The 25,712-nt window shown below is 62.2% G+C and carries 25 protein-coding genes; 10 read left to right on the top strand and 15 right to left on the bottom strand.

Annotation, left to right across the window (positions count from 1 at the left end):
• Positions 1-53: 53 nt before the first annotated feature.
• From betA to betI, 4 genes are read right to left on the bottom strand one after another with little or no spacing between them, the layout of a single operon-like run.
• On the bottom strand, positions 54-1,706 hold the full coding sequence (gene betA, locus LHFGNBLO_RS30290) for a choline dehydrogenase (RefSeq protein WP_258603401.1): 1,653 nt from the start codon (positions 1,704-1,706) through the stop codon (positions 54-56).
• 3 nt (positions 1,707-1,709) lie between these two features.
• A complete protein-coding gene (locus LHFGNBLO_RS30285; protein WP_258603397.1) occupies positions 1,710-2,720 on the bottom strand; it encodes a threonine/serine dehydratase in 1,011 nt (336 codons plus the stop codon).
• Positions 2,717-4,246 (bottom strand): choline-sulfatase, encoded by a 1,530-nt coding sequence (gene betC / locus LHFGNBLO_RS30280; protein WP_258603392.1) that lies wholly within the window; start codon positions 4,244-4,246, stop codon positions 2,717-2,719. Before betC ends, LHFGNBLO_RS30285 begins: the two co-directional genes overlap by 4 nt.
• Positions 4,243-4,833: a choline-responsive transcriptional repressor BetI gene (gene betI, locus LHFGNBLO_RS30275; RefSeq protein ID WP_258603386.1), complete on the bottom strand. Its 591-nt coding sequence runs from the start codon at positions 4,831-4,833 to the stop codon at positions 4,243-4,245. Before betI ends, betC begins: the two co-directional genes overlap by 4 nt.
• Positions 4,834-5,041: 208 nt before the next feature.
• Here betI and LHFGNBLO_RS30270 point away from each other — a divergent pair, with 208 nt between their 5' ends.
• Positions 5,042-6,208 (top strand): acetyl-CoA acetyltransferase, encoded by a 1,167-nt coding sequence (locus LHFGNBLO_RS30270; RefSeq protein ID WP_258603381.1) that lies wholly within the window; start codon positions 5,042-5,044, stop codon positions 6,206-6,208.
• A 27-nt stretch (positions 6,209-6,235) separates the two neighbouring features.
• On the top strand, positions 6,236-7,240 hold the full coding sequence (locus LHFGNBLO_RS30265) for an asparaginase (protein WP_258603379.1): 1,005 nt from the start codon (positions 6,236-6,238) through the stop codon (positions 7,238-7,240).
• Here the strand turns inward: LHFGNBLO_RS30265 and LHFGNBLO_RS30260 are convergent.
• Positions 7,233-8,609 carry a TIGR03808 family TAT-translocated repetitive protein gene (locus LHFGNBLO_RS30260; RefSeq protein ID WP_258603377.1) on the bottom strand — a complete coding sequence of 459 codons (1,377 nt, stop codon included), beginning with the start codon at positions 8,607-8,609 and terminating at the stop codon, positions 7,233-7,235. The two genes, LHFGNBLO_RS30265 and LHFGNBLO_RS30260, sit on opposite strands and share 8 nt — an antisense overlap.
• Positions 8,610-8,718: 109 nt before the next feature.
• Here LHFGNBLO_RS30260 and greA point away from each other — a divergent pair, with 109 nt between their 5' ends.
• Entirely contained in the window at positions 8,719-9,192 is a 474-nt protein-coding gene (gene greA, locus LHFGNBLO_RS30255; protein ID WP_258603366.1) for a transcription elongation factor GreA, read from the top strand.
• On the opposite strand, the gene LHFGNBLO_RS30250 is transcribed toward greA, so the two are convergent.
• The 4 genes from LHFGNBLO_RS30250 to LHFGNBLO_RS30235 all read right to left on the bottom strand — a co-directional run bounded on the left by LHFGNBLO_RS30250 (position 9,189) and on the right by LHFGNBLO_RS30235 (position 13,425).
• Entirely contained in the window at positions 9,189-9,575 is a 387-nt protein-coding gene (locus LHFGNBLO_RS30250; RefSeq protein ID WP_258603363.1) for a type II toxin-antitoxin system death-on-curing family toxin, read from the bottom strand. The two genes, greA and LHFGNBLO_RS30250, sit on opposite strands and share 4 nt — an antisense overlap.
• Positions 9,572-9,802: an AbrB/MazE/SpoVT family DNA-binding domain-containing protein gene (locus tag LHFGNBLO_RS30245; protein ID WP_258603362.1), complete on the bottom strand. Its 231-nt coding sequence runs from the start codon at positions 9,800-9,802 to the stop codon at positions 9,572-9,574. Before LHFGNBLO_RS30245 ends, LHFGNBLO_RS30250 begins: the two co-directional genes overlap by 4 nt.
• Before the next feature lie 63 nt (positions 9,803-9,865).
• Positions 9,866-11,986 carry a methylmalonyl-CoA mutase gene (scpA, locus tag LHFGNBLO_RS30240; RefSeq protein ID WP_258603356.1) on the bottom strand — a complete coding sequence of 707 codons (2,121 nt, stop codon included), beginning with the start codon at positions 11,984-11,986 and terminating at the stop codon, positions 9,866-9,868.
• Entirely contained in the window at positions 11,983-13,425 is a 1,443-nt protein-coding gene (locus LHFGNBLO_RS30235; protein WP_258603355.1) for a methylmalonyl-CoA mutase subunit beta, read from the bottom strand. Before LHFGNBLO_RS30235 ends, scpA begins: the two co-directional genes overlap by 4 nt.
• A 267-nt stretch (positions 13,426-13,692) precedes the next feature.
• Here LHFGNBLO_RS30235 and LHFGNBLO_RS30230 point away from each other — a divergent pair, with 267 nt between their 5' ends.
• Complete coding sequence (locus LHFGNBLO_RS30230; protein WP_258603353.1) at positions 13,693-15,243, top strand: helicase HerA-like C-terminal domain-containing protein; 1,551 nt, start codon at positions 13,693-13,695, stop codon at positions 15,241-15,243.
• 52 nt (positions 15,244-15,295) lie between these two features.
• Here LHFGNBLO_RS30230 and LHFGNBLO_RS30225 read toward each other — a convergent pair whose 3' ends face one another.
• Both LHFGNBLO_RS30225 and LHFGNBLO_RS30220 read right to left on the bottom strand, forming a co-directional pair.
• Positions 15,296-16,117, bottom strand: a complete 822-nt coding sequence (locus tag LHFGNBLO_RS30225) for a L,D-transpeptidase (RefSeq protein ID WP_258603347.1) — start codon at positions 16,115-16,117, stop codon at positions 15,296-15,298.
• A gap of 187 nt (positions 16,118-16,304) precedes the next feature.
• A complete protein-coding gene (locus LHFGNBLO_RS30220; protein ID WP_258603345.1) occupies positions 16,305-16,967 on the bottom strand; it encodes a haloacid dehalogenase type II in 663 nt (220 codons plus the stop codon).
• Between the two features lie 151 nt (positions 16,968-17,118).
• Here LHFGNBLO_RS30220 and LHFGNBLO_RS30215 point away from each other — a divergent pair, with 151 nt between their 5' ends.
• The 4 genes from LHFGNBLO_RS30215 to LHFGNBLO_RS30200 all read left to right on the top strand — a co-directional run bounded on the left by LHFGNBLO_RS30215 (position 17,119) and on the right by LHFGNBLO_RS30200 (position 20,313).
• Positions 17,119-17,997 (top strand): branched-chain amino acid aminotransferase, encoded by an 879-nt coding sequence (locus LHFGNBLO_RS30215; RefSeq protein ID WP_258603343.1) that lies wholly within the window; start codon positions 17,119-17,121, stop codon positions 17,995-17,997.
• A gap of 153 nt (positions 17,998-18,150) precedes the next feature.
• Complete coding sequence (locus tag LHFGNBLO_RS30210) at positions 18,151-18,747, top strand: superoxide dismutase (protein ID WP_258603342.1); 597 nt, start codon at positions 18,151-18,153, stop codon at positions 18,745-18,747.
• A 168-nt stretch (positions 18,748-18,915) separates the two neighbouring features.
• Positions 18,916-19,353 (top strand): c-type cytochrome, encoded by a 438-nt coding sequence (locus LHFGNBLO_RS30205; protein WP_258603337.1) that lies wholly within the window; start codon positions 18,916-18,918, stop codon positions 19,351-19,353.
• 9 nt (positions 19,354-19,362) lie between these two features.
• Positions 19,363-20,313 carry a cytochrome c gene (locus tag LHFGNBLO_RS30200; RefSeq protein WP_258603329.1) on the top strand — a complete coding sequence of 317 codons (951 nt, stop codon included), beginning with the start codon at positions 19,363-19,365 and terminating at the stop codon, positions 20,311-20,313.
• Here LHFGNBLO_RS30200 and LHFGNBLO_RS30195 read toward each other — a convergent pair.
• Positions 20,310-20,711 (bottom strand): SET domain-containing protein, encoded by a 402-nt coding sequence (locus LHFGNBLO_RS30195; RefSeq protein WP_258603327.1) that lies wholly within the window; start codon positions 20,709-20,711, stop codon positions 20,310-20,312. The two genes, LHFGNBLO_RS30200 and LHFGNBLO_RS30195, sit on opposite strands and share 4 nt — an antisense overlap.
• An 89-nt stretch (positions 20,712-20,800) precedes the next feature.
• Positions 20,801-22,927: a S9 family peptidase gene (locus LHFGNBLO_RS30190; protein ID WP_258603325.1), complete on the bottom strand. Its 2,127-nt coding sequence runs from the start codon at positions 22,925-22,927 to the stop codon at positions 20,801-20,803.
• A gap of 113 nt (positions 22,928-23,040) precedes the next feature.
• Between LHFGNBLO_RS30190 and LHFGNBLO_RS30185 the strand changes: the two genes are divergently transcribed.
• Together LHFGNBLO_RS30185 and LHFGNBLO_RS30180 are read left to right on the top strand one after the other, a co-directional pair.
• The gene (locus LHFGNBLO_RS30185) at positions 23,041-23,412 is read left to right on the top strand and encodes an SH3 domain-containing protein (RefSeq protein WP_258603323.1); all 372 of its coding nucleotides are present in this window, start codon (positions 23,041-23,043) and stop codon (positions 23,410-23,412) included.
• Positions 23,413-23,834: 422 nt separating this feature from the next.
• A complete protein-coding gene (locus LHFGNBLO_RS30180) occupies positions 23,835-24,260 on the top strand; it encodes a MucR family transcriptional regulator (RefSeq protein ID WP_258603321.1) in 426 nt (141 codons plus the stop codon).
• Between the two features lie 117 nt (positions 24,261-24,377).
• Here LHFGNBLO_RS30180 and LHFGNBLO_RS30175 read toward each other — a convergent pair whose 3' ends face one another.
• On the bottom strand, positions 24,378-24,806 hold the full coding sequence (locus tag LHFGNBLO_RS30175; protein ID WP_258609965.1) for a SufE family protein: 429 nt from the start codon (positions 24,804-24,806) through the stop codon (positions 24,378-24,380).
• Positions 24,807-24,917: 111 nt separating this feature from the next.
• Positions 24,918-25,268, bottom strand: coding sequence for a DUF5330 domain-containing protein (locus tag LHFGNBLO_RS30170; protein ID WP_258603319.1), 351 nt, complete (start codon positions 25,266-25,268; stop codon positions 24,918-24,920).
• Between the last annotated feature and the right edge of the window lie 444 nt (positions 25,269-25,712).

Genomic DNA, 25,712 nt, shown 5'->3' with positions numbered 1-25,712 from the left:
AAATCGTCTTTCGCGAAAGCGACGCGGGCGGTTCAGTCCGCCCGAACAATGCTCTATCTGTCCGACGCCTGCCAGCGCGGATTGATCCATGGTTCCTGGTTGGACGGCGCCAGCGGCGTGCGGCCGAGGATGTGGTCGGCGGCCTTCTCGCCGGTCATGATCGACGGTGCGTTGAGATTGCCGTTGGTGACGCGCGGGAATATCGACGAGTCGGCGACCCGCAATCCTTCGACGCCGATGACGCGGCATTCCGGATCGACGACGCTCATCGCATCGTCGGCCCGACCCATCTTGCAGGTGCCGCAGGGATGGTAGGCGCTCTCGGCGTGATCCCGGATGAAGACATCGAGATCGTCATCCGACTGGACGTGGGGGCCCGGCGAGATTTCCTTGCCGCGGTAGGCATCGAACGCTGACTGACCGAAGATCTCGCGGGTCAGCCGGATGCAATGGCGGAACTCCGTCCAGTCGTCTGGATGCGACATGTAGTTGAAGCGGATCACCGGCTTGGATTTGGGGTCGGGCGAGCGCAGCGTTACCGAGCCGCGCGACTTCGATCGCATCGGTCCGACATGCGCCTGGAAGCCGTGCGACTTCGCCGCCGCCTTGCCGTCATAGCGCACCGCCGCCGGGATGAAGTGGTACTGGATGTCGGGATAGTCGACGCCGGCGCGCGAGCGCACGAAGGCAGCCGCCTCGAAATGGTTGGTAGCGCCGAGGCCGGTTTTGAAGAACAGCCATTGCGCGCCGATCAATGCCTTGGAGAACGGATTCAGCACCGAGTTCAGCGTGATCGGCTTTGTCGATTCCTGCTGGATATAAAGCTCCATATGGTCCTGCAGGTTGCGGCCGACACCTGACCGATCGGCCACCACCTGGATGCCGTTTTCCCTCAGATGCTCGGCAGGGCCGATGCCGGACAGCATCAGGATCTTGGGCGAGTTGATCGACGATGCGGCAACGATCACTTCACGTCGTGCCTTAACGACCTGAATCTGTTTGTGAGCTTCGATCTCGACGCCGATGGCGCGTTGATTCTCGATGATCACCCGCCGGGCGAAACCCTTGACCAGACTCACATTTTCTCGCTTCAGCGCCGGTTTGAGATAGGCGCTCGCCGCCGACCAGCGGCGGCCGCCGCGGATTGTCTGCTCCATCGGCCCGAAGCCTTCCTGCTTCGATCCATTATAGTCGTCGGTCAGCTCGAAACCGGCCTGGCGGCCTGCTTCGACGAAGGCGCCGTAGAGTGGATTTTTGCGGGGGCCGCGCTGCACATGCAGCGGGCCGCTTTTGCCCCGCCAGCCGTCCTCGCCGCCGTCCGAGTCTTCCATGCGCTTGAAATAGGGAAGCACGTCGGCAAAGCCCCAGCCAGTCGCACCCTCTTCGGCCCAGTGGTCGAAGTCGCGGGCATGGCCGCGCACATAGACCATGCCGTTGATCGAGGACGAACCGCCGATGACCTTGCCGCGTGGCGTCGCCAGCACGCGGCCGCCGAGATGCGGCTCCGGCTCGCTGGCAAAGCCCCAGTCGTAGAGGCTGGTGTTGAGCGGGATCGACAGGGCCGACGGCATCTGGATCAGCGGCCCGATATCGGTGCCGCCAAATTCGATGACGATCACCGAATGCTTGCCGTCTTCCGACAGTCGGTAGGCCATGGCCGAGCCGGCCGAGCCGGAGCCGATGATGACGAAATCTGCTTCAAGCATGGTTCATATGCGCCCATCGTTCATATGCGCGATGAAATCGGCGAGCGAAACATTGCCGCCGGTTGCCACCACAAGGACGGTTTTGTCCTTCACATCCACCTTGCCGCCGAGCAGTGCTGCCAGCGACGCAGCGCCCGATGGTTCGAGCACCAGCTTCATCCGCTCGAAGGCGATCCGCATCGCACGGCGCACGGAAGCGTCGTCGACCGTGATGCCGCGAACACCGGCAGCCTTCACAGCCGCAAACGGCGCGTCGCCCGGTCGCCGCGACATCAGTCCGTCGCAGATCGATTTCGGCGCGATCGGCATGGTCTCGATGGCGCCATGCGCCAGCGACGAGCCCATGCCGTTGAACCCTTCCGGCTCCACGCCGATGATTTGCGTGCGCGGCGACAGATAGTGGAACGCCAGCGAAACGCCGCCGATCAGCCCGCCGCCGCCGACCGAGCAAAACAGCAGATCGGCGCTGGCGTCCTTGGCGTCCAGTTGCTCAAGTGCTTCCAGCCCGGCGCCGGCCTGACCGGCAACGATCTCCGGATCGTCGAAGGGATGCAGCAACGTCAGGCCTTCGGTCTCTGCGATCTCGCGCGCCTTGGCTGCGGCCACTTCCTCACGCGCTCGCTCGCCATGATCGGTCAACACGACGCGCGCGCCATAGCCAGCAGTGGCGTCGCGCTTGGCGGCCGGCGCATCGATCGGCATGACGATGGTGACAGGAATGCCGAGCGACTGGCCGGCAGCAGCCAGCCCTTGCGCGAAATTGCCCGAGGAGTAGGCAACGACGCCCTTCCTGGCTTCGTCAGGCGACAGCCGCTTCAGCCGCCAATAGGCGCCGCGCACCTTGAACGATCCGGCCCACTGCAGCGACTCCGGCTTGATGAAGACGCGGGCGGCACCCGTTTCGCGGGCAAGTGCGGCCGATTCCAAAAGCGGCGTGACCTGCGTCGCCCGGGAGGTGACTGCATAGGCCTGCCTGAGGTGGTCGAGGGAGGGAACAAGAACGTTTGCCATCATTCACCTCGCGGAAAGCGTTTTTGCTCTTCGAGCACGTTGAGATCCATGTGGTTGCGCATGTAGCGTTCCGAGGCTTTTTGCAGCGGCTGGAACTCCCAGGGGTAATGGGTGCCGTTGCGCAGCGCCGGATAAACCACCCAGCGGCGCGCCTGGCTGGAACGCACGGCGGCGTCGAAGGCGGCCATGTCCCAGCGCACCCTGACCTTGTCCATGAAGCTTTTGACCAGCGTGGCATGTGCCGGATCCGTTGCAAGGTTGATGCGCTCCTGCGGGTCCGCTTCAAGATCGAACAGTTGTGGCGGATCGATCTCGCAATGGACGAATTTGTAGCGGCCGTCGCGGATTGCCACCAAAGGCGCATTGGAGCCTTCGGCCGCATATTCCATCAGCACCGGTGCCGTGCGCTTTTCTCCGCCGACGAGCGGCAGCAGCGACTGGCCGTCGGTCCACGGCGCAATCGCGCTCATGTCGATGCCGGCGAGGTCGCAGAGCGTCGGCGTCACGTCGAGGTTGGAGACTGGCGCGTCGATCAGGCCCGACGCAACGCCCTTGCCGGCGATCATCAGCGGCACGCGGGCCGAGCCTTCGAAGAAGCACATCTTGAACCACAGGCCGCGCTCGCCGAGCATGTCGCCATGGTCGGAGCAGAACAGGATGATCGTGTCATCGAGCATCCGCGTGCGGTCGAGCACCGACAGCAATTCGCCGACCTTGTCGTCGAGATAGGAGATGTTGGCGAAATATCCGCGCCGCGAACGGCGGATCTGCTCGGGTGTGATGTCGAAGGCGGAATAGTCGCTGGCTTCATAGAGACGGCGCGAATGTGGATCCTGGTCTTCGTAGGTGATGCCAGGAGATTCGGGATCGAGCGCCTGGCAGTGTTCGTAGAGATCCCAGTATTGCCGGCGCGCCACATAGGGATCGTGGGGATGCGAAAAGGAGACTGTCAGGCACCAGGGCCGGCGCGCTGCGTCTTCGGATGATCGCGCATAGTCGTAAAGCTTCTGCGTCGCGTGGAAGGCGACCTCGTCGTCATATTCCATCTGGTTGGTGATCTCGGCGACGCCGGCACCGCTCACCGAGCCCAGATTGTGATACCACCAGTCGATCCGCTCGCCGGGCTTGCGATAGTCCGGCGTCCAGCCGAAATCGGCCGGATAGATGTCGGTGGTCAGCCGTTCCTCAAAACCATGCAACTGGTCAGGTCCGACGAAATGCATCTTGCCCGACAGGCAGGTGTGGTAGCCGGCGGCGCGCAGATGATGCGCATAGGTCGGGATCGACGAGGCGAATTCGGCGGCATTGTCATACACCTCGGTGCGCGACGGCAGTTGGCCGCTCATGAACGAGGCGCGGCCCGGCGCACACAGCGGCGACGCCGTGTAGTTGTTCTTGAAGCGTGCCGCGCGCGCGGCCAGCGCCTTCAGATGTGGCGCATGCAGGAAGTCCGCCGGCCCGTCCGGGAACAGCGTGCCGTTGAGCTGATCGACCATGACGATCAGGAAATTGGGCTTCTTGGACGTCACTGCGCGCTCCGCCCGCTGAGTTTCGTTTCGAGATAGTCCTCGATCAGTGCGATCGCGGTCGCAGCATCGGGCACGCCGTCCTTCAGCGCCCGCCTGATGTAAAGCCCGTCGATCAGGGCTGCTGTGGCTTCGGCGACGCGGTCGGCCTCGCTGCGAGGCAGGATGTCGGTCAGCCCGCTCAGCAGATTGGAGTGCAGGCGTCGGGCATAGACCTTGAGCAGCCGGCGCAGTGCCGACGATTTCTGCGCCTCGACATAGAAGGCGAGCCAGGCGGCTATCGTCTGCGGATGGAACTGGACATCGGAGAAATTGACGGCGACCACGGCCGAGACGCGCTGGCGCGGGGTCGTCGCCGAGCCAAGCGCGCGGCGTGTGTCGGCCGTCAGCTCGGCCAGGATGTAGCGCATCGTCGCCAGCAGCAATTCGTCCTTGGCGCCGAAGTAGTGATGGGCAAGCGCCGACGACACGCCGGCGCGCCCGGCGATTTCCGACATGGTCACATCGAGCGAGCCACGCTCGCCGATCGCCGAGATCGTCGCGTCGATGAGCGCCCGGCGGCGCAATGGCTCCATTCCGATTTTCGGCATTGTTATTCCCGGCTCTTGCCACAATGGTTATTTTTTATTGACGGATCAATCAACAAAAATCCAGCACCATTTTGATGCGAACATCAGGTGGCCCAACGACAGTTGTTTCTGGCTCTTCACGCGATCCAAAAAACGGTTCATGATTGAACAATATTCGCGCGCCGGCGCCTCAGGACGTGCTAGGGTGGCGCCGAGGATGGAGGTTGAGATGACAGCATGCATCGTCGGCTGGGCGCATTCGCGCTTCGGCAAGCTCGAAGGCGAGACGCTGGAGAGCCTGATCGTCAAGGTGGCAACGGACGCGCTCGATCATGCCGGCATCGGCCCGGACGAGGTCGACGAGATCGTGCTCGGCCACTTCAACGCTGGCTTTTCGGCGCAGGATTTCACAGCAAGCCTGGTGCTGCAGGCCGACGACCGGCTGCGCTTCAAGCCGGCGACGCGGGTCGAGAATGCCTGTGCCACCGGCTCGGCCGCGGTGAGGCAAGGCATCCGCGCCATCGATGCCAATGCCGCCCGCATCGTGCTGGTGGTCGGCGCCGAGCAGATGACGACGACGCCCGGTCCCGAGATCGGCAAGAACCTGCTCAGGGCCTCCTATCTGCCCGAGGATGGCGAGACGCCGGCAGGCTTCGCCGGCGTCTTCGGCAAGATCGCGCAAGCCTATTTCCAGCGCTATGGCGACCAGTCGGATGCATTGGCGATGATCGCCGCAAAGAACCACAAGAACGGCGTCGACAATCCCTATGCCCAGATGCGCAAGGATTTCGGCTACGAGTTCTGCCGGCAGGAAAGCGAGAAGAACCCCTTCGTCGCCGGTCCCTTGAAGCGCACCGATTGCTCGCTGGTTTCGGACGGCGCCGCCGCCCTTATCCTTGCCGACACGGCAACAGCGCTGAAGATGCGTCGTGCCGTCGCCTTCCGCGCCAACCAGCATGTGCAGGATTTCCTGCCGATGTCGAAGCGCGACATCCTTACCTTCGAAGGTTGCGAGCAGGCGTGGAACCAGGCGCTGAAACAGGCCGGAGTGACGCTCGACGATTTGTCCTTCGTTGAGACGCATGACTGCTTCACCATCGCCGAGCTGATCGAGTATGAGGCGATGGGTCTGGCCAAACCAGGCGAGGGCGCAAAACTGGCGCTGGATGGCACGACGGCGAAGGACGGCCGGCTGCCGGTCAATCCCTCCGGCGGGCTGAAGGCCAAGGGTCACCCGATCGGCGCCACGGGCGTGTCGATGCATGTGCTGACCGCCATGCAGCTTGTCGGCGAGGCCGGCGGCATCCAGGTGCCGGGCGCCAAGCTCGGCGGCATCTTCAACATGGGCGGTGCCGCGGTCGCCAACTACGTTTCAATCCTGGATCGGATCAGATAGAAGCGGCCCGTATTTTACGGGGGATCCATGACAAATCCGGTTCTGGTCGAAGTTTTGCGCGGCGCGGTGGTCGAGAGCGCCCATCGCGGCGCGGTCTCCGTCTTCGATGCCGACGGCAAGCCCGTCTGGGAAATCGGCGACACGGCGCGCCCGGTGTTCCCACGCTCGGCGGTCAAGGCGATCCAGGCGCTGCCGCTGGTCGAAAGTGGTGCTGCCGACGCCTATGGTTTCGGCGACCGGGAATTGTCGCTGGCCTGCGCCTCGCACTCCGGCGAGCCGGCCCATGTCGAATTGGCGCGGGCGATGCTGGCGAAGGCCGGCCTCGATGAGACGGCGCTGGAATGCGGCGCGCACTGGCCGTCGAGCCATGACGCGACGATTGCACTTGCCCGAGCCGGCAGTTCGCCGAACCCGCTGCACAACAACTGCTCCGGCAAGCACTCGGGCTTTCTCTGCACCTGCGTTCATGCCGGCATTGCGCATCGCGGCTACGTAGGGGCGGGCCATGCCTTGCAGGAGATGGTGCGCGACGCCATGCAGGCCGTGACCGATGCCGCCCATCGTGCCGATGATCGGGCAACCGATGGCTGTTCGATCCCGACCTATGCCGTGCCTCTGCGCAGTTTCGCCCTCGGCTTTGCCCGCATGGCGACCGGGACTGGTTTTGAGCCGGAGCGCGCCAAGGCTGCAAAACGATTGTTCGCGGCCTGCATGGCCGAGCCGTTTCTGGTCGCTGGCACCGGCAAGGCCGATGTGGCGCTGATGGAGGCCGCACCCGGTCGCATCTTCGTCAAGACCGGGGCAGAAGGCGTCTATTGCGCGGCACTCCCCGAACTTGGCCTTGGCATTGCGCTGAAATGCGATGATGGCGCCGGCCGCGCCGCCGAGGTGATGGTCGCGGCCGTCATCGCCAAGCTTTTGCATGAGGACAAGGCGCTGGCGGCGAAACTGGTCGAACAGGCAAATCCGGCCATCGAAAGCCGGATCGGCGCCAAGGTCGGCGCGCTCCGGCCGACAGCCGCTTTCAACTGACGTGGTTGCGCTCGACGGTGAGATGCGCGTAGCCGGCATTGCCCAGTGAGGCGAGGTCGCCGGTCACCGGTTCAGCCCACCGCTGACCGATGATGGCGCCGTTTTGCGCTCCTTCGATGACATTGTCGGAGATGACGGCCGTTCCGGCGCCCTCGACCACGCTGACCGCGATGCCGGTTCCGGCCTTGCGGATGATGTTTCCCGTCGCGACCACATTGCGCATATACGCGCCCCAGCCGATCTGCATGCCGTAGAGCGGCGCATTCTCGACGACATTGCCGGAAACGGTGGTGTCGGCCTCGACGCTTATGCCGACGCCGAAGCCGGGCGCATCGGCGGGGTAGGGGCCGCTGGTCGACAGGTTGCGCACGATATTGCCCTGGCACACCCCCATGCGGCCGCCTTCGTTGAAATTGACCATCGAGATGCCGTTGGCGGCGCCGTCGACGATGTTGTTGCTGATGATCGCGCCCTCGAAGGCGAATTCGGAATAGAGCGCCGTTTCGCCCGATCGCGAACAGGTGTTGCCCGTGATCTGCAGATTGCTGGAACTGTTGGCGCGGATCGCCGAAAACGCGCAGTCCGAAACATTGTTGCCGGAGATGGAGACATTGCCGGCGCGGAACGCGTTGATGCCGTTGCCGTTCTGGCCGGTTCCGCCGCTGCGTGCCTGGATGCGCTCGACGCGGTTGCCGCTTACGATGGTGCCGTCTTCCGCCGCTTGCCAGCGGTGCACGAGGATGCCGCCATTGGCGCAGTCGGACACGCGGTTGCCTGATATCGCCAGGCCGCCAGCCTCGACCGAATAGATCCCGGCGTCGGCAGCACCTGAAATCTCCGACCGCTCGATGCGGCCCGAGGCGCGCTCGAGTGCTAGCCCGTTCTTGCCGCTGCCGGTGATCTGGCAATTGTCGACGACGAGGTGGGCGACCCGGCGCAGATCGAGCAGGCCTTGCGTGTAGTCGGCCATCCAGCGGTTGCTGCCATCGAACACCAGTCCGGTGAATTCGATATGCTCGGCCTGTTCCGCCATGAGCAGGTGGCCGTCGCCGCCATAGACGATGCGCGAGGCGCCAGGCGTGCCGGAAAGACGCACCCGGCTGGGCAGGGAAAGGTTGGAGACGACATAGGTGCCCGGCGGCAGGAACACCGGCATGTCGCGGTCGCTGGCCTCGCGCAACAGCTTGGCGAAGGCCTTGCTCTGGTCGTCAAGCGCGCCGGGCTGCACGCCGAGATCGGTTGCGTTGATCGAGCCGCGCATCGAGGCCTTCTCGATGCCGGGCAGGCCGGCAGCGGCCGCCTTGCCCAGCGAAAGGCCCATCACGGCAAAGCCGGCGGTCTGCGTCAGCAGCTTACGTCTGTTCAACATCGGCACAGAATCCTGGCGTTCAGGTGCCATTTCGCAGGAATCATGCCAGACCGGTCGGGCTTACCGGCAATGGCTTGTACACTCGGCGCGACGCGCCTAAATTCGAAGGATGAGCAGAGCTTTCACCCGCGAGGAAGACAGCGAAAACGCCATCGCCGGCATTGGCGAGCGGCCGGTCAGTCCCCACCGCAATCTGGTGACCGAACACGGCCTGGCGCAGATCGAGTCCGAACTGGCTGAACTGCGCGACGAACTGGCCAAGGCAGAGAAGAGGGCCGATCGCGAGCGCATCGCGCTCATCTCGCGTGACCTGCGCTACTGGACCGCACGGCGTGAGAGTGCGGAGCTTTCCGTGCCGGAGCCGGGAAGCGACCTGGTTCGCTTCGGCATGGGCGTCACGCTGGAAGGCGATGACGACAGGAAGGTCCACTGGAAGATCGTCGGCGAGGATGAGGCCGATCCTGCCAAGGGCAGCATTTCCCACGTCTCGCCGATGGCCGTGGCCCTGTTCGGCAAGAAGGTTGGCGAAATTGCCGCGGTCAACGGCAGGGAATGGGAGATCGTCAAGCTCTCGGACAGCTAGTCTTCGAGCTTGACGACATGGTCGCGGAAGAACGCCGCGGCGCCCGCTTCATCGATTTCCCCGGCAGCGACCATCATAACCAACTGGATGATATCCTCCTGCTCGGCTTCGAGACTCAGCCCGTTGAAGTAGAGAAACAGATCGGCCGCGGCAAAAGCTGTGCGCTTGTTGCCGTCGACGAACGGATGGTTCTTGGCAATGCCGAAGAGATAAGCGGCTGCAAGCTCACAAAGATCGGGCTCGCCGTAAGCCTCTTTCTGCTGAGGCCGAGCGAGCGCCGATTCCAGCATTCCTTCATCACGAATACCCGGCGCCCCACCGTGAAGACGCAACTGCTCGGTGTGAAGCGCCTCCACGAATTCTCGCGAATGATGCTCGCTCATTTCGCGAGGGCGCGATAGGCAACCTCATATTTTTTCATTCGTTCGCGAGCTATCTTCATTTTGTTTTCAAATACCTCAGGATCGCTTGCAAGCCGACGAAGCCGAAGCTCGCCTGCGTTCTCGGCGGCAACAAGCGTATCTCCTGCGCGAACATTTAGCCGGTCAAGCATTTCCCGAGGCAAAATCACACCTTCGGAATTGCCGATTTTGCGTACGGTAATGTTCATTGAGATACTCCTTCGGCCTATACCACTGTTGCAACAGTGATTATAACGGCAGGCGTCTAATTGTCAAGCCGCCAGCAGCCGATCCATCAATCGTTCCGCCGCTTCCGGGATGACCGTGCCAGGCGGAAAGATTTCAGCCGCACCCGCCTGCAGCACCGCATCATAATCCTGCGGCGGGATGACGCCGCCGGCGACGATCAGCATGTCGTCGCGGCCAAGTTTCTTCAGCGCATCGCGCAATTCGGGAATGAGCGTCAGGTGTCCGGCAGCGAGCGACGAGGCGCCGACGATATGCACGTCATGCTGGACCGCGAGCCTTGCGATCTCCTCTGGCGTCTGGAACATCGCCCCCACGGTGACGTCGAAGCCGAGATCGGCAAAGGCGGTGGCGATCACCTTCTGGCCACGGTCATGGCCGTCCTGTCCCATCTTGGCGACGAGGATGCGCGGCTTGCCGCCGGTTTTCTTCTCGAACGCTTCGACCTTTTCCTGCAGCCGGTCGACCACTGGATTGTCGCCAAGCGCGTTGCGGTAGACGCCGGAGATGGTCTGCACAGAGGCGACATGGCGGCCGAACACCTTTTCCAGCGCCAGCGAAATCTCGCCGACCGTGGCATTGGCGCGCGCGGCGCGGATGGCGAACTCCAGCAGGTTCTCGCCGCCTTCGGCGGCGCGGGTCAGTGCATTCAAGGCGCTTTCGACCGCGGCGACATCGCGCGTGCCTTTCAGCCGCTGCAGCTTCGACAATTGCCGCGCCCTGACTTCGGCATTGTCGATCTTCAGCACGTCGACTTCGATGTCGGTCTCAGGTCGATGGGCATTGACGCCGACCAGCATCTGCTCGCCGGAATCGATGCGCGCCTGCGTGCGGGCTGCGGCCTCTTCGATGCGCAGCTTCGGTATGCCTTTCTCGATCGCGGCGGCCATGCCGCCAAGGCTTTCGACCTCTTCGATATGGGCAAGCGCGCGTGCCGCCAGATCATGCGTCAGCCGTTCGAGATAGGCCGAGCCGCCCCACGGATCGACGATGCGCGTGGTGCCGGATTCCTTTTGCAGGATGAGCTGCGTGTTGCGGGCGACACGGGCCGAATGGTCGGTCGGCAGCGCCATCGCCTCGTCGAAGGAGTTGGTGTGGAGCGACTGCGTATGGCCTTGAGTCGCGGCCATCGCTTCGATCATGGTACGGATGATGTTGTTATAGGGATCCTGCGCGGTCAGCGACCAGCCCGAAGTCTGGCAATGGGTGCGCAGCGACAGCGAGCGCTCGTCCTTTGGCGCAAAATTCTTCTGCATCAGGCTGGCCCACAGCAGGCGCGCTGCCCTGAGCTTGGCGACCTCCATGAAGAAGTTCATGCCGATCGCCCAGAAGAAGGAAAGGCGCGGCGCGAAACGGTCGATATCGAGCCCCGCCGCGACGCCGGCGCGGGCATATTCGATGCCGTCAGCGATGGTGTAGGCGAGTTCGAGGTCGGCCGTCGCCCCTGCCTCCTGCATGTGGTAGCCGGAGATCGAAATCGAATTGAACTTCGGCATGTGCTTCGACGTGTAGGAAAAGATGTCGGAGACGATCCGCATCGAAGGCTTGGGCGGATAGATGTAGGTGTTGCGCACCATGAACTCTTTCAGAATGTCGTTCTGAATGGTTCCGGTGAGATCCTTCTGTGCAACGCCCTGTTCCTCCGCCGCCACGATGTAGAGCGCCATGATCGGCAGCACCGCGCCGTTCATGGTCATCGACACCGTCATGTCGTCGAGCGGAATGCCGTCGAACAGCTGGCGCATGTCGAGGATGGAATCGATGGCGACGCCCGCCATGCCGACATCGCCGGCAACACGCGGATGGTCGCTGTCATAGCCGCGATGCGTGGCGAGATCGAAGGCGACCGACAGCCCCTTCTGGCCGGCTTCAAGATTGCGCCGGTAGAAAGCGTTGGATTCTTCCGCGGTCGAGAAGCCGGCATATTGCCGGATGGTCCAGGGCTGCTGGACATACATGGTCGGGTAGGGGCCGCGCAGGAAGGGCGGCATGCCCGGATAGGTGTCCAGATGCGGCAACCCCTTGAGGTCGCTCTGATTGTAGAGATGCTTGACGGGGAGGCCTTCCGGCGTCAGCCGCTGGCCCTTGACCTCGACCGGCATTCGGCGTGGCGCCGACCAGCCGATCTGGCTGAAATCCGGGATCAAGGTGCGGCTCCGATCGATTGATCGATGCGGATCGGAAACAGCGGTTCGCACACCGCCACGCCTTCGGTGAAGGCCGGCCGCCGCTCGGCTGCCAGTGTCTCGACCGGGCGTTCGGTTTTCACCGGGTAAAGCGTCGTGCCGATGATCACCCGTTCGCCGGCCTGATAGGCGGCGTTACGGCGAGCGGCAGCGGCCTTGACCCGTTTCTGGATATGCCCTTGCTGCAAGCTCGACAGCACGCCGCCTTCCGCCTCGATCCGCTGGAACTCTTCCCAGGCCGCTTCGCAGAGTTCGGCGGTCAGCGCCTCGACGGCGCCTGAGCCATAGGCAGGGTCGGCGACATGGTCGACATGGCTTTCATTGGCCATGATCAGTTGCGCGTTGCGGGCGACGCGGCGGGCAAAGCCGGCAGGCAAGCCATGGACAATCGTGTGCGGCAGGATGGAGATCGAATCCGCCCCGCCGGCGGCCGCGGCAAAAGCGGCGATCGCGGTGCGCAGGATGTTCGTCTCCGGGTCCGCCGCCGTCATCATGCGGAACGACGTTTCAGCATGGATACTGGCTGTCGAGGCAGGGATCGAGCAAGTTTCCTGGATTCGTGCCCACAGCCTGCGCAGCGCCCTGACCTTTGCCATCGACAGCAACTGATCCTGGTCGACGCTCAGCGCAAAGCCGATATGGGGTGCAGCATAGACAAGCGGCTGGCGCGCCTGCTCGAACATCCTGAGATATGAGACCGCCGAAGCCAGCATGGTGCCAAGTTCCTGCGCCTCGGTGCCGCCGGCGTTGTGGAACACCCGCCCGTCTGCCTCCAGAAGCACACCAGGCACGCCCATGGAAAAGAAATGCGCCAACGATTGCGGCATCGACGCTTGCAGGGCCTCGATCGACATGCGCAGCCGGCCGGTTCCGGCAAAGATCGCCGCCGGATCGATGCCGAAGGAGAGGTTGAGCTTTGCCGGGTCGGACCGGCGTTTGCCCAGGAACGCCACCAGCCAGTCGGCGACGGCACGGCTCCAGGGATGGGCGTCTATGCGGACCTGGATACGGTTGAGCGGCACGCCGTCCAGGACCGTCTCCAGCGCCTTCGCCGTCCGCGGCAAACCATAACCGAACGCGTTCGGCGCACCTTCGAAGACGAGCGACAATCCGGTGGCGCCCTGTGCAACGTCATCCATGGCCTGGGCCTTGGCACGGTCGACATCCGGATCGTCCATGCGCTGGCTGACGATCCATGGCGATCTGGGGTTTGCCCGCACCAGCGGCTCTGCCGTGACCGAACGATCGTACAATGGTTCGATCCGAATGCCGTCGTCGGTATGGGATACGAGCTTTTCCTCGAAAGATCCGCCGGCGAGCGCCTTTTCCGCCAGCGCCAGCCATCGCTGCCGATCGGCGTTCGGAAGTTCGGCATCCCTGGTCAAGGCACCGGCGCCCATCCGCTCTCCTCGTCTTGTCGGCCGCATCAGCCTGGACCGTCAGTCTACGGTTCCCGATCGGATATCACAATGCAACATGCTTTCTGACTTGCCCGAACGTACCACTAACCGATTGCCAAACATGCGCAAAATCCGCAAGTTCCAAAAAGGGCCATTTTCGACGATGGTCATTGTCGCTGCCGAGTGGCGACACTATACCTGCGGCGAGGGGCCCTTGCATTCAACGGATCAGAGCCTTCAACGCATCAGTTTGCGGAGACCGGACATATGGCTGACGACACCAGTATTTTCATCGGCGCCAGCCGCAAGCCGGACGACAGCTACCAGCGCGCCGAGGAGCTCTTGCTGCGATATGGCAATCGCCATGGCCTGATCACCGGAGCCACCGGCACCGGCAAGACCGTGAGCTTGCAGATTCTGGCGGAAGGCTTTTCCAATGCCGGCGTGCCGGTCTTCTGCGCCGACATCAAGGGCGACCTCTCCGGCATCGCCATGATGGGCACGGCCCAGGACTTCCTGGTCAAGCGGGCCGAACAGATCAAGCTCGATCCTTATGATTTTCAGGAATTCCCGGTCATCTTCTGGGATCTGTTCGGCGAGCAGGGCCATCCGATCCGCGCCACCGTCTCGGAAATGGGGCCGCTGCTCCTGTCGCGGCTGATGAACCTCTCCGAGGCGCAGGAAGGCATCATGAACATCGCCTTCCGCATCGCTGACGAGGAAGGCCTGTTGCTGCTGGATTTGAAGGACCTGCAGGCGCTGCTTGCCAACATCGCTGCGCGTGCCGACGAGATCGGCTCCCGCTACGGCAATGTGACGAAGCCTTCGGTCGGTGCGATCCAGCGCACGCTGCTGGTCCTGGAGCAGCAGGGGGCGGCGCATTTCTTCGGCGAGCCGGCGTTGCGCATCGCCGACATCATGCGCACCACCCGCGACGGACGCGGCGCCATCAGCGTGCTCGCCGCCGACAAGCTGATGATGAATCCGCGGCTGTATGCGACTTTCCTGCTCTGGCTGATGTCGGAACTGTTCGAGGAACTGCCCGAAGTGGGCGATCCCGACAAGCCGAAGCTGGTCTTCTTCTTCGACGAGGCGCATCTCCTGTTCGAGGATGCGCCGAAGGTGCTGGTCGACCGGGTCGAACAGGTGGTCCGCCTCATCCGCTCGAAGGGCGTCGGCGTCTATTTCATCACCCAGAATCCACTGGATGTCCCGGAAACGGTGCTGGCTCAGCTCGGCAACCGGGTCCAGCACGCGCTTCGCGCCTACACGCCGCGCGAACAGAAGGCAGTCAAGACGGCCGCCGATACGTTCCGCCCCAATCCCGACTTCAACTGCGCCACCGCGATCACGCAGCTCGGCACCGGCGAGGCGCTTGTTTCGACGCTGGAAGCCAAGGGTGTTCCGTCCATGGTGCAGCGGACGCTGATTCGCCCGCCATCATCGCGGCTTGGCCCGATCACATCGGACGAGCGCCGCAAAATCATCGGTGAAAGCCCGGTCACGGGACAGTACGACCAGACCATCGATCGTGAATCGGCTTTCGAGATGCTTCAGAAGAAGGCCAAGGACGCTGGGGACGCCGAAGAACAGGCGCAGCAGGTAGACAGCGGCCGCTCGCGCTGGACCATTCCCGGCTTCGGCAATGACGATCCCGCGCCGCAGCCCAGCGGCGGCAGGCGGGCACCGGTGCCGCGGCCGTCCAATCGCCAGACGGTGGCCGAGGCTGCGATCAAATCGGTGGTGCGTTCGATCGGATCGTCTGTCGGACGGGCGATCGTGCGGGGTATTCTGGGGAGCCTGGCGAGAGGGCGCTGACCATTGGGACCAGGGGAGCGGCAAGAGGCCGCCGCTCCAATGCCTGGGCGGATCAGAAGATCGAGTTGGTGATCTCGTTTACCGGGCCGAGCAGGATTGATCCGTCCGGCACGCCGGCATCGATCGGAATGGCCCTGCGGTTCGCCGTCGCCACCATCGGTTGGCCGACACCGGCGGTAACGATCACCGGCGTCTTCGAGGGCACGCGGTCGTAGAGATCGATGATGTCCTGGTTTATCAGGCGAACGCAGCCCGAAGACACCGACTTGCCGATCGAGTTCCATTCCGGCGAGCCATGCAGGCGGTAGAGCGTGTCCTGTTCGCCCTGGAACAGGTAGAGGGCGCGTGCGCCAAGCGGATTCTTGAGCCCGCCGGGCATGCCGCCATTGTCGGCGCTGTATTCTTGCAATTCCGGCTGCCGGGCGACCATTTCATCCGGCGGCGTCCATTTCGGCCATTTCTGCTTCCACTGGACGACGGCATCCCCGGCCCATTCGAAACCGGCGCGGCCGAGGCCAACACCATAGCGGATGGCTTGCCCGCCCGGACGCACGAAATAAAGATGATGGCCGGCCGTGTCGACGACGATGGTGCCGGGCTTTTGGCCCGTCGGATCGGGAACGATCTGGCGCAGGAACTGCTCATCGATTTTCTCGAACGGTATGCCCGGGAGCTCGAACCCTTCATCGCTGATCGGGGCGTACATTGTCGCGTAGTCTGGAAGCGGTGACTCGGCATAGGCTGGTGGCGGCTGCTCGACCGGCTGCCCTGTCGTGGCGCAGGCGGAAACCGCAATCGAGGCGGCGCCCAGTGCTGCGGCGTTCAGAAAGCCGCGACGGCTCAGGCGGCAGGAATCGGCTTCGGTTGTGAACATGGTTGCCTTTATTAAGTCTCAAATCGAAACGAAGCGTGAATACGCTGACTGGTAGGGCGGCTGACCGGTACGGCGCCAACCCTATCAATGCCCGGCGCGATAGGCGGTTCCGAATCTGGCCTGAGGGTGGACAAACAAAGGCAAAGCTGTGGCGGCTCGGTCGCTGTTGCTCTGGGGCAACAGTCATTCAGCCACCGGTCAGCAGGCCTTCGAGCGACGGCAGGATCAGGGCCGGTGGAAAATCCCGATACTCCTCAGGCTGGTTGGAGCGGTTGATCCAGACTGTCCGGAAGCCGAATTTGGCGGCGCCGGCGATATCCCAGCGGTTGGACGACTGGAACGACACCGCGCCTGGATAAAGGCGCCAGCCCGTGGTGACCAAGTCGTAGACCGAGGGGTCGGTCTTGAAGCGTTTGACGCTGTCGACGGAATAGATGTCGTCCAGAACCTGGTCGAGTGCTGCGGACTTGACTGCTGCTTCCAGCATTTCGGGCGAGCCGTTGGACAGGATCGCCAATTTCGCCCCCGATGCCTTGAGCGCCTTGAGCACGGCCGGCACTTCCGGATAGCAGTCCAGCCGCCAATAGGCCTCGAGCAGGTTGGCCTTGAGCCCCTTGTCGGCGGAGGGAACCTTGCGCAAGGCGAAGTCGAGTGCCTGTTCGGTCAGCTGCCAGAAATCGGCATAGGCGCCCATCAGCGTCCTCACCCAGGAATACTCCAGCTGCTTGGCGCGCCAGATCTCCGACAGGAGTTGGCCGTCCGGCCCGATCTGGTCGGCGTGACGACGCACGGCGGCGTGCACGTCGAACAGCGTGCCGTAGGCATCGAAAACGTAAGCCCCGTAGTGCATGCGACTGTTTTGGGGCGAGGCCGGACAAGGTGCAAGCGCTGATTGCAGATGGATGTCGCTGGCCTCAATAAATCTCACCCATGCCCGTTGACGGCGCCGGTCAAAGCATCTTCCAATGGCCGGATTGGACGAGATTGAACGGAACCAAGCAATGACACTGGCGGCGGCGGCGCAATCGGCGACATGGACCTTCGTCGACGGCGACTGGTACGAAGGCAACGTTGCCATTCTCGGGCCGCGCAGCCATGCCATGTGGCTCGGCACCAGTGTGTTCGACGGCGCTCGCTGGTTCGAGGGTGTGGCCCCGGACCTCAAGCTCCATGCCGCGCGGGTGAATTCCTCGGCGATCGCGCTTGGCCTCAAACCGTCGATGAGCCCCGACAAGATCGTCGGGCTGACCTGGGACGGGTTGAAGAAATTCGACGGCAAGACGGCGGTCTACATCAGGCCGATGTACTGGGCCGAGCATGGCGGCTATATGGGCGTGCCGGCCGACCCGGCCTCGACCCGTTTCTGCCTCTGCCTCTACGAATCGCCGATGATCTCGCCCACCGGCTTTTCGGTCACGGTGTCGCCGTTCCGGCGGCCGACCATCGAAACCATGCCGACCAATGCCAAGGCCGGCTGCCTTTATCCCAACAACGGCCGGGCCATCCTCGAGGCCAAGATGCGGGGCTTCGACAACGCGCTCGTGCTCGACATGCTCGGCAATGTCGCCGAGACCGGAACCTCGAACATTTTCCTGGTCAAGGACAGCCACGTCCTGACGCCGGCGCCGAACGGCACGTTCCTCTCCGGCATCACCCGTTCGCGGACGATGACGCTGCTTGGCGAGTACGGATTCAAAACCACCGAAAAGACGCTGTCGGTGCGCGATTTTCTTGAGGCAGACGAAATCTTCTCGACCGGAAACCATTCGAAAGTCGTGCCGATCACCCGCATCGAGGATCGCAATCTCCAGCCCGGACCGGTGGCAAAGAAGGCGCGCGAGCTCTATTGGGATTGGGCGCATTCGACGTCCGCCGGTTGACCCGGAAAGCGGACTTTCGCAAAACCGTGTGACACTTTTCCGGAACCTGCTTAGAAAGGGAACCGGCGCTTCATTCCGGAGTTGTTCCAGATCAATCCAGCCCTATCTTTATCCGGTATCGACACCGGATTTTTTCCACGAGGAGTACGACCGATGGCTTTTGAATTGCCCGCCTTGCCCTACGATTACGAGGCCCTGCAGCCTTACATGTCGAAAGAGACGCTGGAGTTTCACCACGACAAGCACCACAAGGCCTATGTCGACAACGGGAACAAGCTGGCCGCCGAGGCAGGCCTTGGCGATTTGTCGGTCGAGGAGGTTGTAAAACAGTCCTTCGGCAAGAATGCCGGGCTCTTCAACAATGCCGCCCAGCACTACAACCACATCCATTTCTGGAAGTGGATGAAGAAGGGCGGTGGCGGCACCAAATTGCCGGGCGCCCTGCAGAAGGCCGTCGACAGCGACCTGGGCGGTTACGACAAGTTCAAGGCGGATTTCATCGCCGCCGGAACCACCCAGTTCGGCTCGGGCTGGGCCTGGGTCTCGGTCAAGGACGGCAAGCTGGCGATCTCGAAGACGCCGAATGGCGAGAACCCGCTCGTCCATGGCGCCACACCCATCCTGGGCGTCGATGTCTGGGAACACTCCTACTACATCGACTATCGCAATGCCCGGCCGAAATATCTCGAGGCCTTCGTCGACAGTCTCATCAACTGGGACCATGTCCTCGAACTTTACGAAAAGGCTTGATCGATTGACAAGGAAAGCCCCGGCACAACCGGGGCTTTCCTTTTTCCAGCATCGAAGCGGCCGGGTCCAAAAACAGCGGCCCACAAAATCACACGCATAGGGGGAATATTCACAGCGCTCTTGTCGTTATCGTTCTGTCCCGAAATCTTTCACCATGGAGCCAATGAAATGAGAAAGCTTGTCATCGCCATCTCTATGCTCGCTCTCGCCGGTTCGGCGGCGTTTGCCGATCCGATCCTCGATCGGCAGGCCCTGATGAAGGAACGTGGAAAGATTGCCGGCGGATTGTCGAAAGTGGTCAAGGGTGAGGAGGCTTTCGACGCAGCTTCCGTGCTGACGGCACTGCAGGCGCTGCAGGCGAATGCCGAAAAACTCGATGTCGACGCACTTTTCCCGACCGGCAGCGACACCGGCGACACCACGGCGGCTCCGAAAATCTGGGAAGACATGGCCGGCTTCAAGGCGGCCAACGACAAGTATCTCGCCGATGTAAAGGCTGCTGTCGCTGCGGCCCCTGCGGATGCCGATGCCTTGAAGGCGCAATTCGACACCATCGGCGGCGATTGCGGCACCTGCCATCAGTCCTACAGGATCAAAAAGGGCTGATCGCGGGCGATGCCCTTGCTGAAAAAACTCGTCGGCGCCGCCCTTGTTCTGGGTGGCGTCGGCGCGGTTGCCGGTTGGCTGCTGTCGGCGCCGGTCAGGCTCGACGCTGAAACCCTGGCGCAGCTCGGCCCCGGCGATGCCGCCAGGGGCAAGCGCATTTTCAACGCCGGTGGTTGCACATCCTGTCATTCGAAGCCGGGCTCGCAAGGCGACGCCCGCCTGCAATTGGTCGGCGGTCTCCAACTCAAGACGCCGTTCGGGACCTTCGTGCCGCCCAACATTTCTCAGGATGCCAAGGACGGCATCGGCTTGTGGACGGTGGAAGACCTGGCCAACGCCATGCTGAAGGGCGTGTCACCGACCGGCGAACATTTCTACCCGGCCTTTCCCTATGCATCTTACGCGCGCATGAAGCCGGCAGACATTGCCGATCTCTACGCCTTCCTCAAGACACTTCCGGCGGTCGCCGGCAAGGCACCAGACAACTCGTTGAGTTTTCCCTTCAACATCCGTCGCGGTCTCGGGCTGTGGAAACGGCTCTATTTGAGCAATGAGCCGGTGATTGCTTTCCCCGACGGCACGCCGGACCCGGTCATGGTCGGTCGTTATCTTGTCGAAGGGCCTGGCCACTGCGGCGAATGCCACACGCCGCGTGATATTGCCGGTGGCACCAAGAAGGGCCAATGGCTGGCCGGTGCCGTAGCCGCCGAAGGCAGCGGCATCGTGCCGAACATCACCTCGGGCGAGGGCGGGATCGGCGAGTGGTCGCAGGCCGATATCGCCAACTATCTCGAAACCGGTTTCACGCCCGATTTCGATTCCGTCGGTGGCGCGATGGTCGAAGTGCAGAAGAACATGGCCGCGCTGGCGCCCGAAGACCGCGCGGCGATATCAGCCTATCTGAAGGCAATACCGCCGCATCCGAACGGCTATCCGGCGCGCAAAAAGCCCGCCAGCTAACCCTCAGACGACAGGTGGCGGTCGCCGAGGAAGTCGAAGCCGGTTTCGAAGAAATGATTGTAGTCGCAGGTCATTTCCTCGCCGGGCGCGATGTCGCGTAACGCGTATGTTTCCTCGGGCGAGGAGACGTCGCAATTCGGTTCATCGGCATGGTTCATGAAGCGCGCGTCGTCAGCTTCGAAGACGATGTAGTTCGGGTCGCGCCGGTCGGGGTAGGAATAGCGGTCGAGATATTCTTTGACCGGCCCGGTTTCCTGCTCGTAGGTCTCGACCTCGATGCGCCGGTCGTAATTGGGATCGAGCTTCCAGACCAGCGTGCCACGGGGGATGTAGTTCTTGGCGAACACACCGATGCCCTGGATGGCCGATTTGTCGAGATAGACGTCGACGAGCAACATGGCGAAAACCCTTGCAAGACTGGGTGGCATGACTGTGAAAAAAACCGCGCCTTGGGTAACGCGCGGTCGTTACAATTGCGAGCGGAAAATCAGCTCAAAAGTTCGTGTTCGACAAGATCGGCCTTGCCTGTCACCTTGAGGGCGAAGGCATAGGTGAAGGCGATTTCCTCGAGCCTGGAAAACCGGCCCGATGCGCCGGCGTGCCCTGAGTCCATGTTGATCTTGAACAGCACCGGATTGTCACCGCTCTTGCGCTCGCGCAGCCGTGCCACCCATTTGGCCGGCTCCCAGTAGGTGACGCGCGGATCGGTGAGGCCGGCCTGTGCCAGGATCGGCGGATAGTCGAGCGCGGCGATATTGTCATAGGGCGAATAGGCGGCGATGGTCCGGTAATCTTCCTCCGAGGCGATCGGATTGCCCCATTCCGGCCATTCCGGCGGCGTCAGCGGCAAGGTTGCGTCGAGCATTGTGGTCAGAACGTCGACGAAGGGAACCTCGGCGACAATGCCGCCGAAGCATTCCGGAGCCATGTTGGCGACCGCTCCCATCAGCATACCGCCGGCCGAGCCGCCTTGGGCGACGATGCGGTCATGGGCAGTGTAGCGTTCGGCGACGAGGTGGTGCGCGACCGTGATGAAATCCGTGAACGTGTTCATCTTGTGCGCCCGTTTGCCGTCGTCATACCAGCCATAGCCCTTGTCCTTGCCGCCGCGGACATGGGCGATCGCGTAGACAAAGCCGCGATCGACCAGCGACAGGCAGTTGGTGTTGAAGGCGGCCGGCACCGTGATGCCGTAGGAGCCATAGCCGTAGAGCAGGCAAGGCGCCGACCCGTCGAGCGGCGTTTCGCGGTGATGGATCAGCGAGATCGGCACCAGTTCGCCGTCGGCGGCAGGCGCCATCAGCCGCCGCGTGACATAATGGTCCGGATCGTGACCGGACGGGACTTCCTGGGTCTTGAGCAGAACGCGCTCGCGGGTGCGCATATTGTAGTCGAAGACCTGTGCCGGCGTCGTCATCGACGAATAGGAAAAGCGCATGATCTCGGTGTCATACTCATAGGATCCCGACAGGCCGAGCGAAAAGGCTTCCTCGTCGAGAGAGATGAAGTGCTCCCCGCCGCTCTTGCGGTCGTGCACGACGATGCGCGGCAGGCCTTCCTTGCGTTCAAGCCTGACCATGTGATCCCTGAAGCCGATCACCGAGAGGATCAGCCGGCCCGGCTCATGCGACACCAGTTCCTGCCAGTTGGCGCGCACCGGATCGCTGGCCGGCGCGGTCATGATCTTGAAGTCCTTGGCGCCGTCGGCGTTGGTGAGGATGAAGAAGATGTCGCCACCCTCTTCGAGGTCGTATTGCAGCCCGGTCTCGCGTGGCGCTACCAGCTTCGGTTCTGCGAAAGGCTCGCTGGCGCGCATCAGCCGATATTCCGAGGTCTCATGATCGTTGATGCCGATCATGATCCACTCGTTCGAGCGCGTGCCGCCGACATCCATGAAGAAGCCGGGATCGGTTTCCTCATAGATCAGCCGGTCGCTTTCAGGACCATTGCCAAGCGCATGGAACAGGACTTTGGAAGGACGATGGTTGGCATCGAGGCGGGTGTAGAAGAATCCGCCATCGCCGGCATCCCAGACGCCGCCGCCACCCGTGTCCGGGAGTATGTCGGCCAGCTCGTTGCCGCTGACGAGGTCGCGCACCCGAAGCGTGTAGAATTCGGAGCCCTTGTCGTCGAACGCCCATAGCAGCTTGCCGTGATCGGTCGAATGGTCGACGCCGCCTAGGCGGAAATAGGCCTTGCCCTCGGCCTCGGCGTCGCCGTCAAGCAGGATCTGCTGGTCGCCGCCATCGCGCGGCATGCGGAAATAGCGCGGCTGTTCGCCGCCAAGCTTGAAGGATGAACCGTAGGCATAGGGGCCATCCTTCATCGGCACGGTAGAATCGTCTTCCTTGATGCGCCCTTTCATTTCCGTGAAAAGCTGCTTCTGCAACTGGACGGTGTCTGCCATCAGCGTCGCCTGATATGCGTTCTCGGCTTCGAGCTGGGCGCGAATCCGGCCGTCGAGCAGGGAAGGATCCCTGAACATCTCCTGCCAATTGTCGGCTCTCAGCCAGGCATAGTCGTCCGTCCGCGTCGTTCCATGATGCGTGTCGAAGACTGGCCGCTTTTCGGGGGCCGGCGGGCTGACGGTTGGGAATACAGGTGTCCTGGTCATTGCGTCTCGCTGAGGAAAAATCTTGAATGGCGAATGAACACGCCGATCAGCGCGCGTTCAAGGGGCCGGACCTAATGTCGCGACGGGCTTCAGGAGAGGAGCCGGAGGAGGGAATGATGAAATTCTATTTTCGCACCGCTGCGGCCTTTGCCGTCGCTTCTACAGTTTTGGCCTTCACGGGCCAATCTCATGCAACCGTGTTCGCAGCTTGGCAAGTGACCAACGTGCCATTTGGCGATACGCTCAACATACGCAAATACCCGTCGGGTACGTCGCAGAAGCAGGCCGCCTATCCCAACGGGACTGTCTTGCAGATGACCGGCAAATGCACCGGCGGGATAAACCTGCTCGATATCGCCGGTCAGCCGCACTGGAAGCAGGAACAGAAAATCCGCTACCGCTGGTGCGAAGTCTGGCACGATCCGGCGCAAAACGGCAACTTCGTCACCGGCTGGGTCTATGGAAAATACATCACGCCTCATTGATGGGGCCGGCCCTGTGGCTCCGGGCTTGCTCGTCCGCGCGCACCAGCAAAACCTCGCAACCTGTGATTTTATTAGAATCCGATAACTGGTAGCATGGCGCGGCCAAGCATAGCCGAAGCATCGAAATCCATTTACCTGATGTTGCGATGTAATTGCGGCCTTGACGCAGCGTCAGCCGCTGCTGGTCTGGCCAGAAAATATCGCAAAGTTACACAGTGCACGAAAGATTGAAGCTGAACGCGGAATATTTGACTAATATCGCTGAATATAACGCAACAAGCGAATTGACTTACTTGGTTGGTGGGCTCATTAAGATGCCCCGACGCGAATCGTGAGGGTCTTTCCTGCCTGAAATTCGCGCGATGCCCTGCCTTCAGAAAAAGGGCGCAGACAGAAACAACCTCGTTGGGACCCAGAACACCATGGATATCGCCGAAACACCTTCCACAAACAGTGATGCGCTGATCGAACTGACCGCCGACGTGGTTGCTGCCTATGTCAGCAACAATCCGGTGCCGGTCGGCGAACTGCCGAACCTTATTGCCGATGTCCATGCCGCTCTCGGCCGCGTGGGTGGAGCCGCCGAACCACCTCCTGCCGACAAGCAGAAGCCTGCGGTAAACCCGAAGCGCTCTGTCCATGACGACTACATCGTCTGTCTTGAGGACGGCAAGAAGTTCAAGTCGCTCAAGCGTCATTTGATGACCCACTACGGTCTGACGCCCGACGAATACCGTGAGAAGTGGAATCTGGACGCAAGCTATCCGATGGTTGCGCCCAACTATGCTGCTGCCCGTTCCCAGCTCGCCAAGAAGATGGGTCTCGGCCGCAAGCGCAAGGGGCGCTGATACCGTTCTGTTCTCTCTGGATTTGACTATCAACGGCGCCTGCGGGCGCCGTTTTGCTTTTGCGGGCCAAGCGTCGAGCCGATGCCGACAGGCAATCGCACGCCGGTCAGAATCTGGTCAGGCTGTCTGCTTCAGGGCCGCTTCGGCGTCGCGCTTGATGCGCTTGACCATCGAACGCAAGCCATTGGCGCGCTGCGGCGAAAGGTGTTCGTCGAGGCCGAGCCCCTTCAACGTGTCTTCCGCGTCGGTTTTCAGGATCTCGCTGGCGGGCCGTTGCGAATACAGCGCCAGCATGATGGCGACCAGCCCGCGCACGATATGGGCGTCCGAATCGCCGGTGAAGGTGATCACCGGGTCGGCGCCCGGTCCACGGTCGGTGGTCAGCCAGACCTGGCTGACGCATCCCGGCACCTTGTTGGCGGGATTGCGTTCCCCGTCGGGAAACGGCGGCAGTGCCTCGCCCAACTCGATCACATAGCGATAGCGGTCTTCCCACTCGTCGAGGAGCGAAAAGTCGTCGCGGATCGTCTGGATCGTCGTCGTCATCACGCCGGATATAGTCATCCAGCGCTGCCGCGTCACGGAAAAAGAAGAAATCACCGCAGGCGTCGAGAGGTCTGACGAGCCTGCGGTGTCGCCAACAATTTGGCTAATCTCTTAGTTTTTCACCGGGACGTTGACTGTCGCCGGCAAGACAATTTCCTCGGGCACGCTGCCGGTGGCAACCGACATGTCCGGTTTGGCAGTGTCGTCATCCAGCATGGCGGCCGCAATCTTGGCGGTCTCCTTGGCCCTGGCGCTGATCGTATGCATTGCCGACTTGCCGGTCTCGCAGACATCGGGCTTGCGTTCACAGATGCCGGCAATGTCGCCGACCGCTTCGCGTGCCGCAAACAGGGCCTGGATCGGCCCGACGCTCTGGTGCCCGGCCTCGTCGGGGCCGACACTCAGCGGCAATGCCAGAAGCACCAGCGAAAACCAGAAAGCCATTCTTATCAGAAAGACCATGTCTCTGCCCTCTCGTCCGTGACCGGATCATGCATCCATGCGGCATGACCTCTTTTATGGGCACGATACTGGCACAGACGCGCAAAGGACGGCTTGCAGGGACAGCGAAGATTTTCCTCAAATTTTAGGTAAATTCGAAACGGCGCGTTTTGCATCCGAATTACCTCAAATGCCGTTGATTTTCTTAAGCAGGCAGTAACTACCTATCTATCTGTTTTTTATTGGTTTTTCCAAAAATCAAGCGGCTTGGATGCCGGCTGTTTCAAGCGCAAGGGCGCCGCCAAGGGATAACGCTCTGTTTACTATGGCGGCATTTGCCTGGGAATTCACGTGCCAGCGCCGCAATATTTGCCGCACGCCGGGCGTTGGTCGGCTCAGCCTTATCCATTCCTTAAACGCTGGATGCGAGTTTCAAATCAACAAAAAAGCGACCTGCAAAGCAGG

The organism is Mesorhizobium sp. AR10 (assembly GCF_024746795.1).
Classification (GTDB): domain Bacteria; phylum Pseudomonadota; class Alphaproteobacteria; order Rhizobiales; family Rhizobiaceae; genus Mesorhizobium.
The sequence above is the reverse complement of the archived record's forward strand: the minus strand, read 5'-3'. Positions and strand labels throughout refer to the sequence as shown.

Excerpts from the sequence above, each read along its gene's own strand:
- LHFGNBLO_RS30235 (WP_258603355.1), bottom strand. The coding sequence starts at position 13,425 with ATGGGCGCCGGTGCCTTGACCAGGGATGCCGAACTTCCGAACGCCGAT.
- LHFGNBLO_RS30230 (WP_258603353.1), top strand. The coding sequence starts at position 13,693 with ATGGCTGACGACACCAGTATTTTCATCGGCGCCAGCCGCAAGCCGGAC.
- LHFGNBLO_RS30265 (WP_258603379.1), top strand. The coding sequence starts at position 6,236 with ATGACAAATCCGGTTCTGGTCGAAGTTTTGCGCGGCGCGGTGGTCGAG.
- LHFGNBLO_RS30245 (WP_258603362.1), bottom strand. The coding sequence starts at position 9,802 with ATGAACATTACCGTACGCAAAATCGGCAATTCCGAAGGTGTGATTTTG.
- LHFGNBLO_RS30205 (WP_258603337.1), top strand. The coding sequence starts at position 18,916 with ATGAGAAAGCTTGTCATCGCCATCTCTATGCTCGCTCTCGCCGGTTCG.
- LHFGNBLO_RS30210 (WP_258603342.1), top strand. The coding sequence starts at position 18,151 with ATGGCTTTTGAATTGCCCGCCTTGCCCTACGATTACGAGGCCCTGCAG.
- LHFGNBLO_RS30260 (WP_258603377.1), bottom strand. The coding sequence starts at position 8,609 with ATGTTGAACAGACGTAAGCTGCTGACGCAGACCGCCGGCTTTGCCGTG.
- LHFGNBLO_RS30195 (WP_258603327.1), bottom strand. The coding sequence starts at position 20,711 with ATGTTGCTCGTCGACGTCTATCTCGACAAATCGGCCATCCAGGGCATC.
- LHFGNBLO_RS30180 (WP_258603321.1), top strand. The coding sequence starts at position 23,835 with ATGGATATCGCCGAAACACCTTCCACAAACAGTGATGCGCTGATCGAA.
- LHFGNBLO_RS30220 (WP_258603345.1), bottom strand. The coding sequence starts at position 16,967 with ATGCACTACGGGGCTTACGTTTTCGATGCCTACGGCACGCTGTTCGAC.
- LHFGNBLO_RS30175 (WP_258609965.1), bottom strand. The coding sequence starts at position 24,806 with ATGACGACGACGATCCAGACGATCCGCGACGACTTTTCGCTCCTCGAC.
- LHFGNBLO_RS30200 (WP_258603329.1), top strand. The coding sequence starts at position 19,363 with ATGCCCTTGCTGAAAAAACTCGTCGGCGCCGCCCTTGTTCTGGGTGGC.
- betI (WP_258603386.1), bottom strand. The coding sequence starts at position 4,833 with ATGCCGAAAATCGGAATGGAGCCATTGCGCCGCCGGGCGCTCATCGAC.
- LHFGNBLO_RS30270 (WP_258603381.1), top strand. The coding sequence starts at position 5,042 with ATGACAGCATGCATCGTCGGCTGGGCGCATTCGCGCTTCGGCAAGCTC.
- LHFGNBLO_RS30285 (WP_258603397.1), bottom strand. The coding sequence starts at position 2,720 with ATGATGGCAAACGTTCTTGTTCCCTCCCTCGACCACCTCAGGCAGGCC.
- betA (WP_258603401.1), bottom strand. The coding sequence starts at position 1,706 with ATGCTTGAAGCAGATTTCGTCATCATCGGCTCCGGCTCGGCCGGCTCG.
- LHFGNBLO_RS30185 (WP_258603323.1), top strand. The coding sequence starts at position 23,041 with ATGATGAAATTCTATTTTCGCACCGCTGCGGCCTTTGCCGTCGCTTCT.
- LHFGNBLO_RS30250 (WP_258603363.1), bottom strand. The coding sequence starts at position 9,575 with ATGAGCGAGCATCATTCGCGAGAATTCGTGGAGGCGCTTCACACCGAG.
- LHFGNBLO_RS30190 (WP_258603325.1), bottom strand. The coding sequence starts at position 22,927 with ATGACCAGGACACCTGTATTCCCAACCGTCAGCCCGCCGGCCCCCGAA.
- LHFGNBLO_RS30225 (WP_258603347.1), bottom strand. The coding sequence starts at position 16,117 with ATGTTCACAACCGAAGCCGATTCCTGCCGCCTGAGCCGTCGCGGCTTT.
- LHFGNBLO_RS30215 (WP_258603343.1), top strand. The coding sequence starts at position 17,119 with ATGACACTGGCGGCGGCGGCGCAATCGGCGACATGGACCTTCGTCGAC.
- greA (WP_258603366.1), top strand. The coding sequence starts at position 8,719 with ATGAGCAGAGCTTTCACCCGCGAGGAAGACAGCGAAAACGCCATCGCC.
- LHFGNBLO_RS30170 (WP_258603319.1), bottom strand. The coding sequence starts at position 25,268 with ATGGTCTTTCTGATAAGAATGGCTTTCTGGTTTTCGCTGGTGCTTCTG.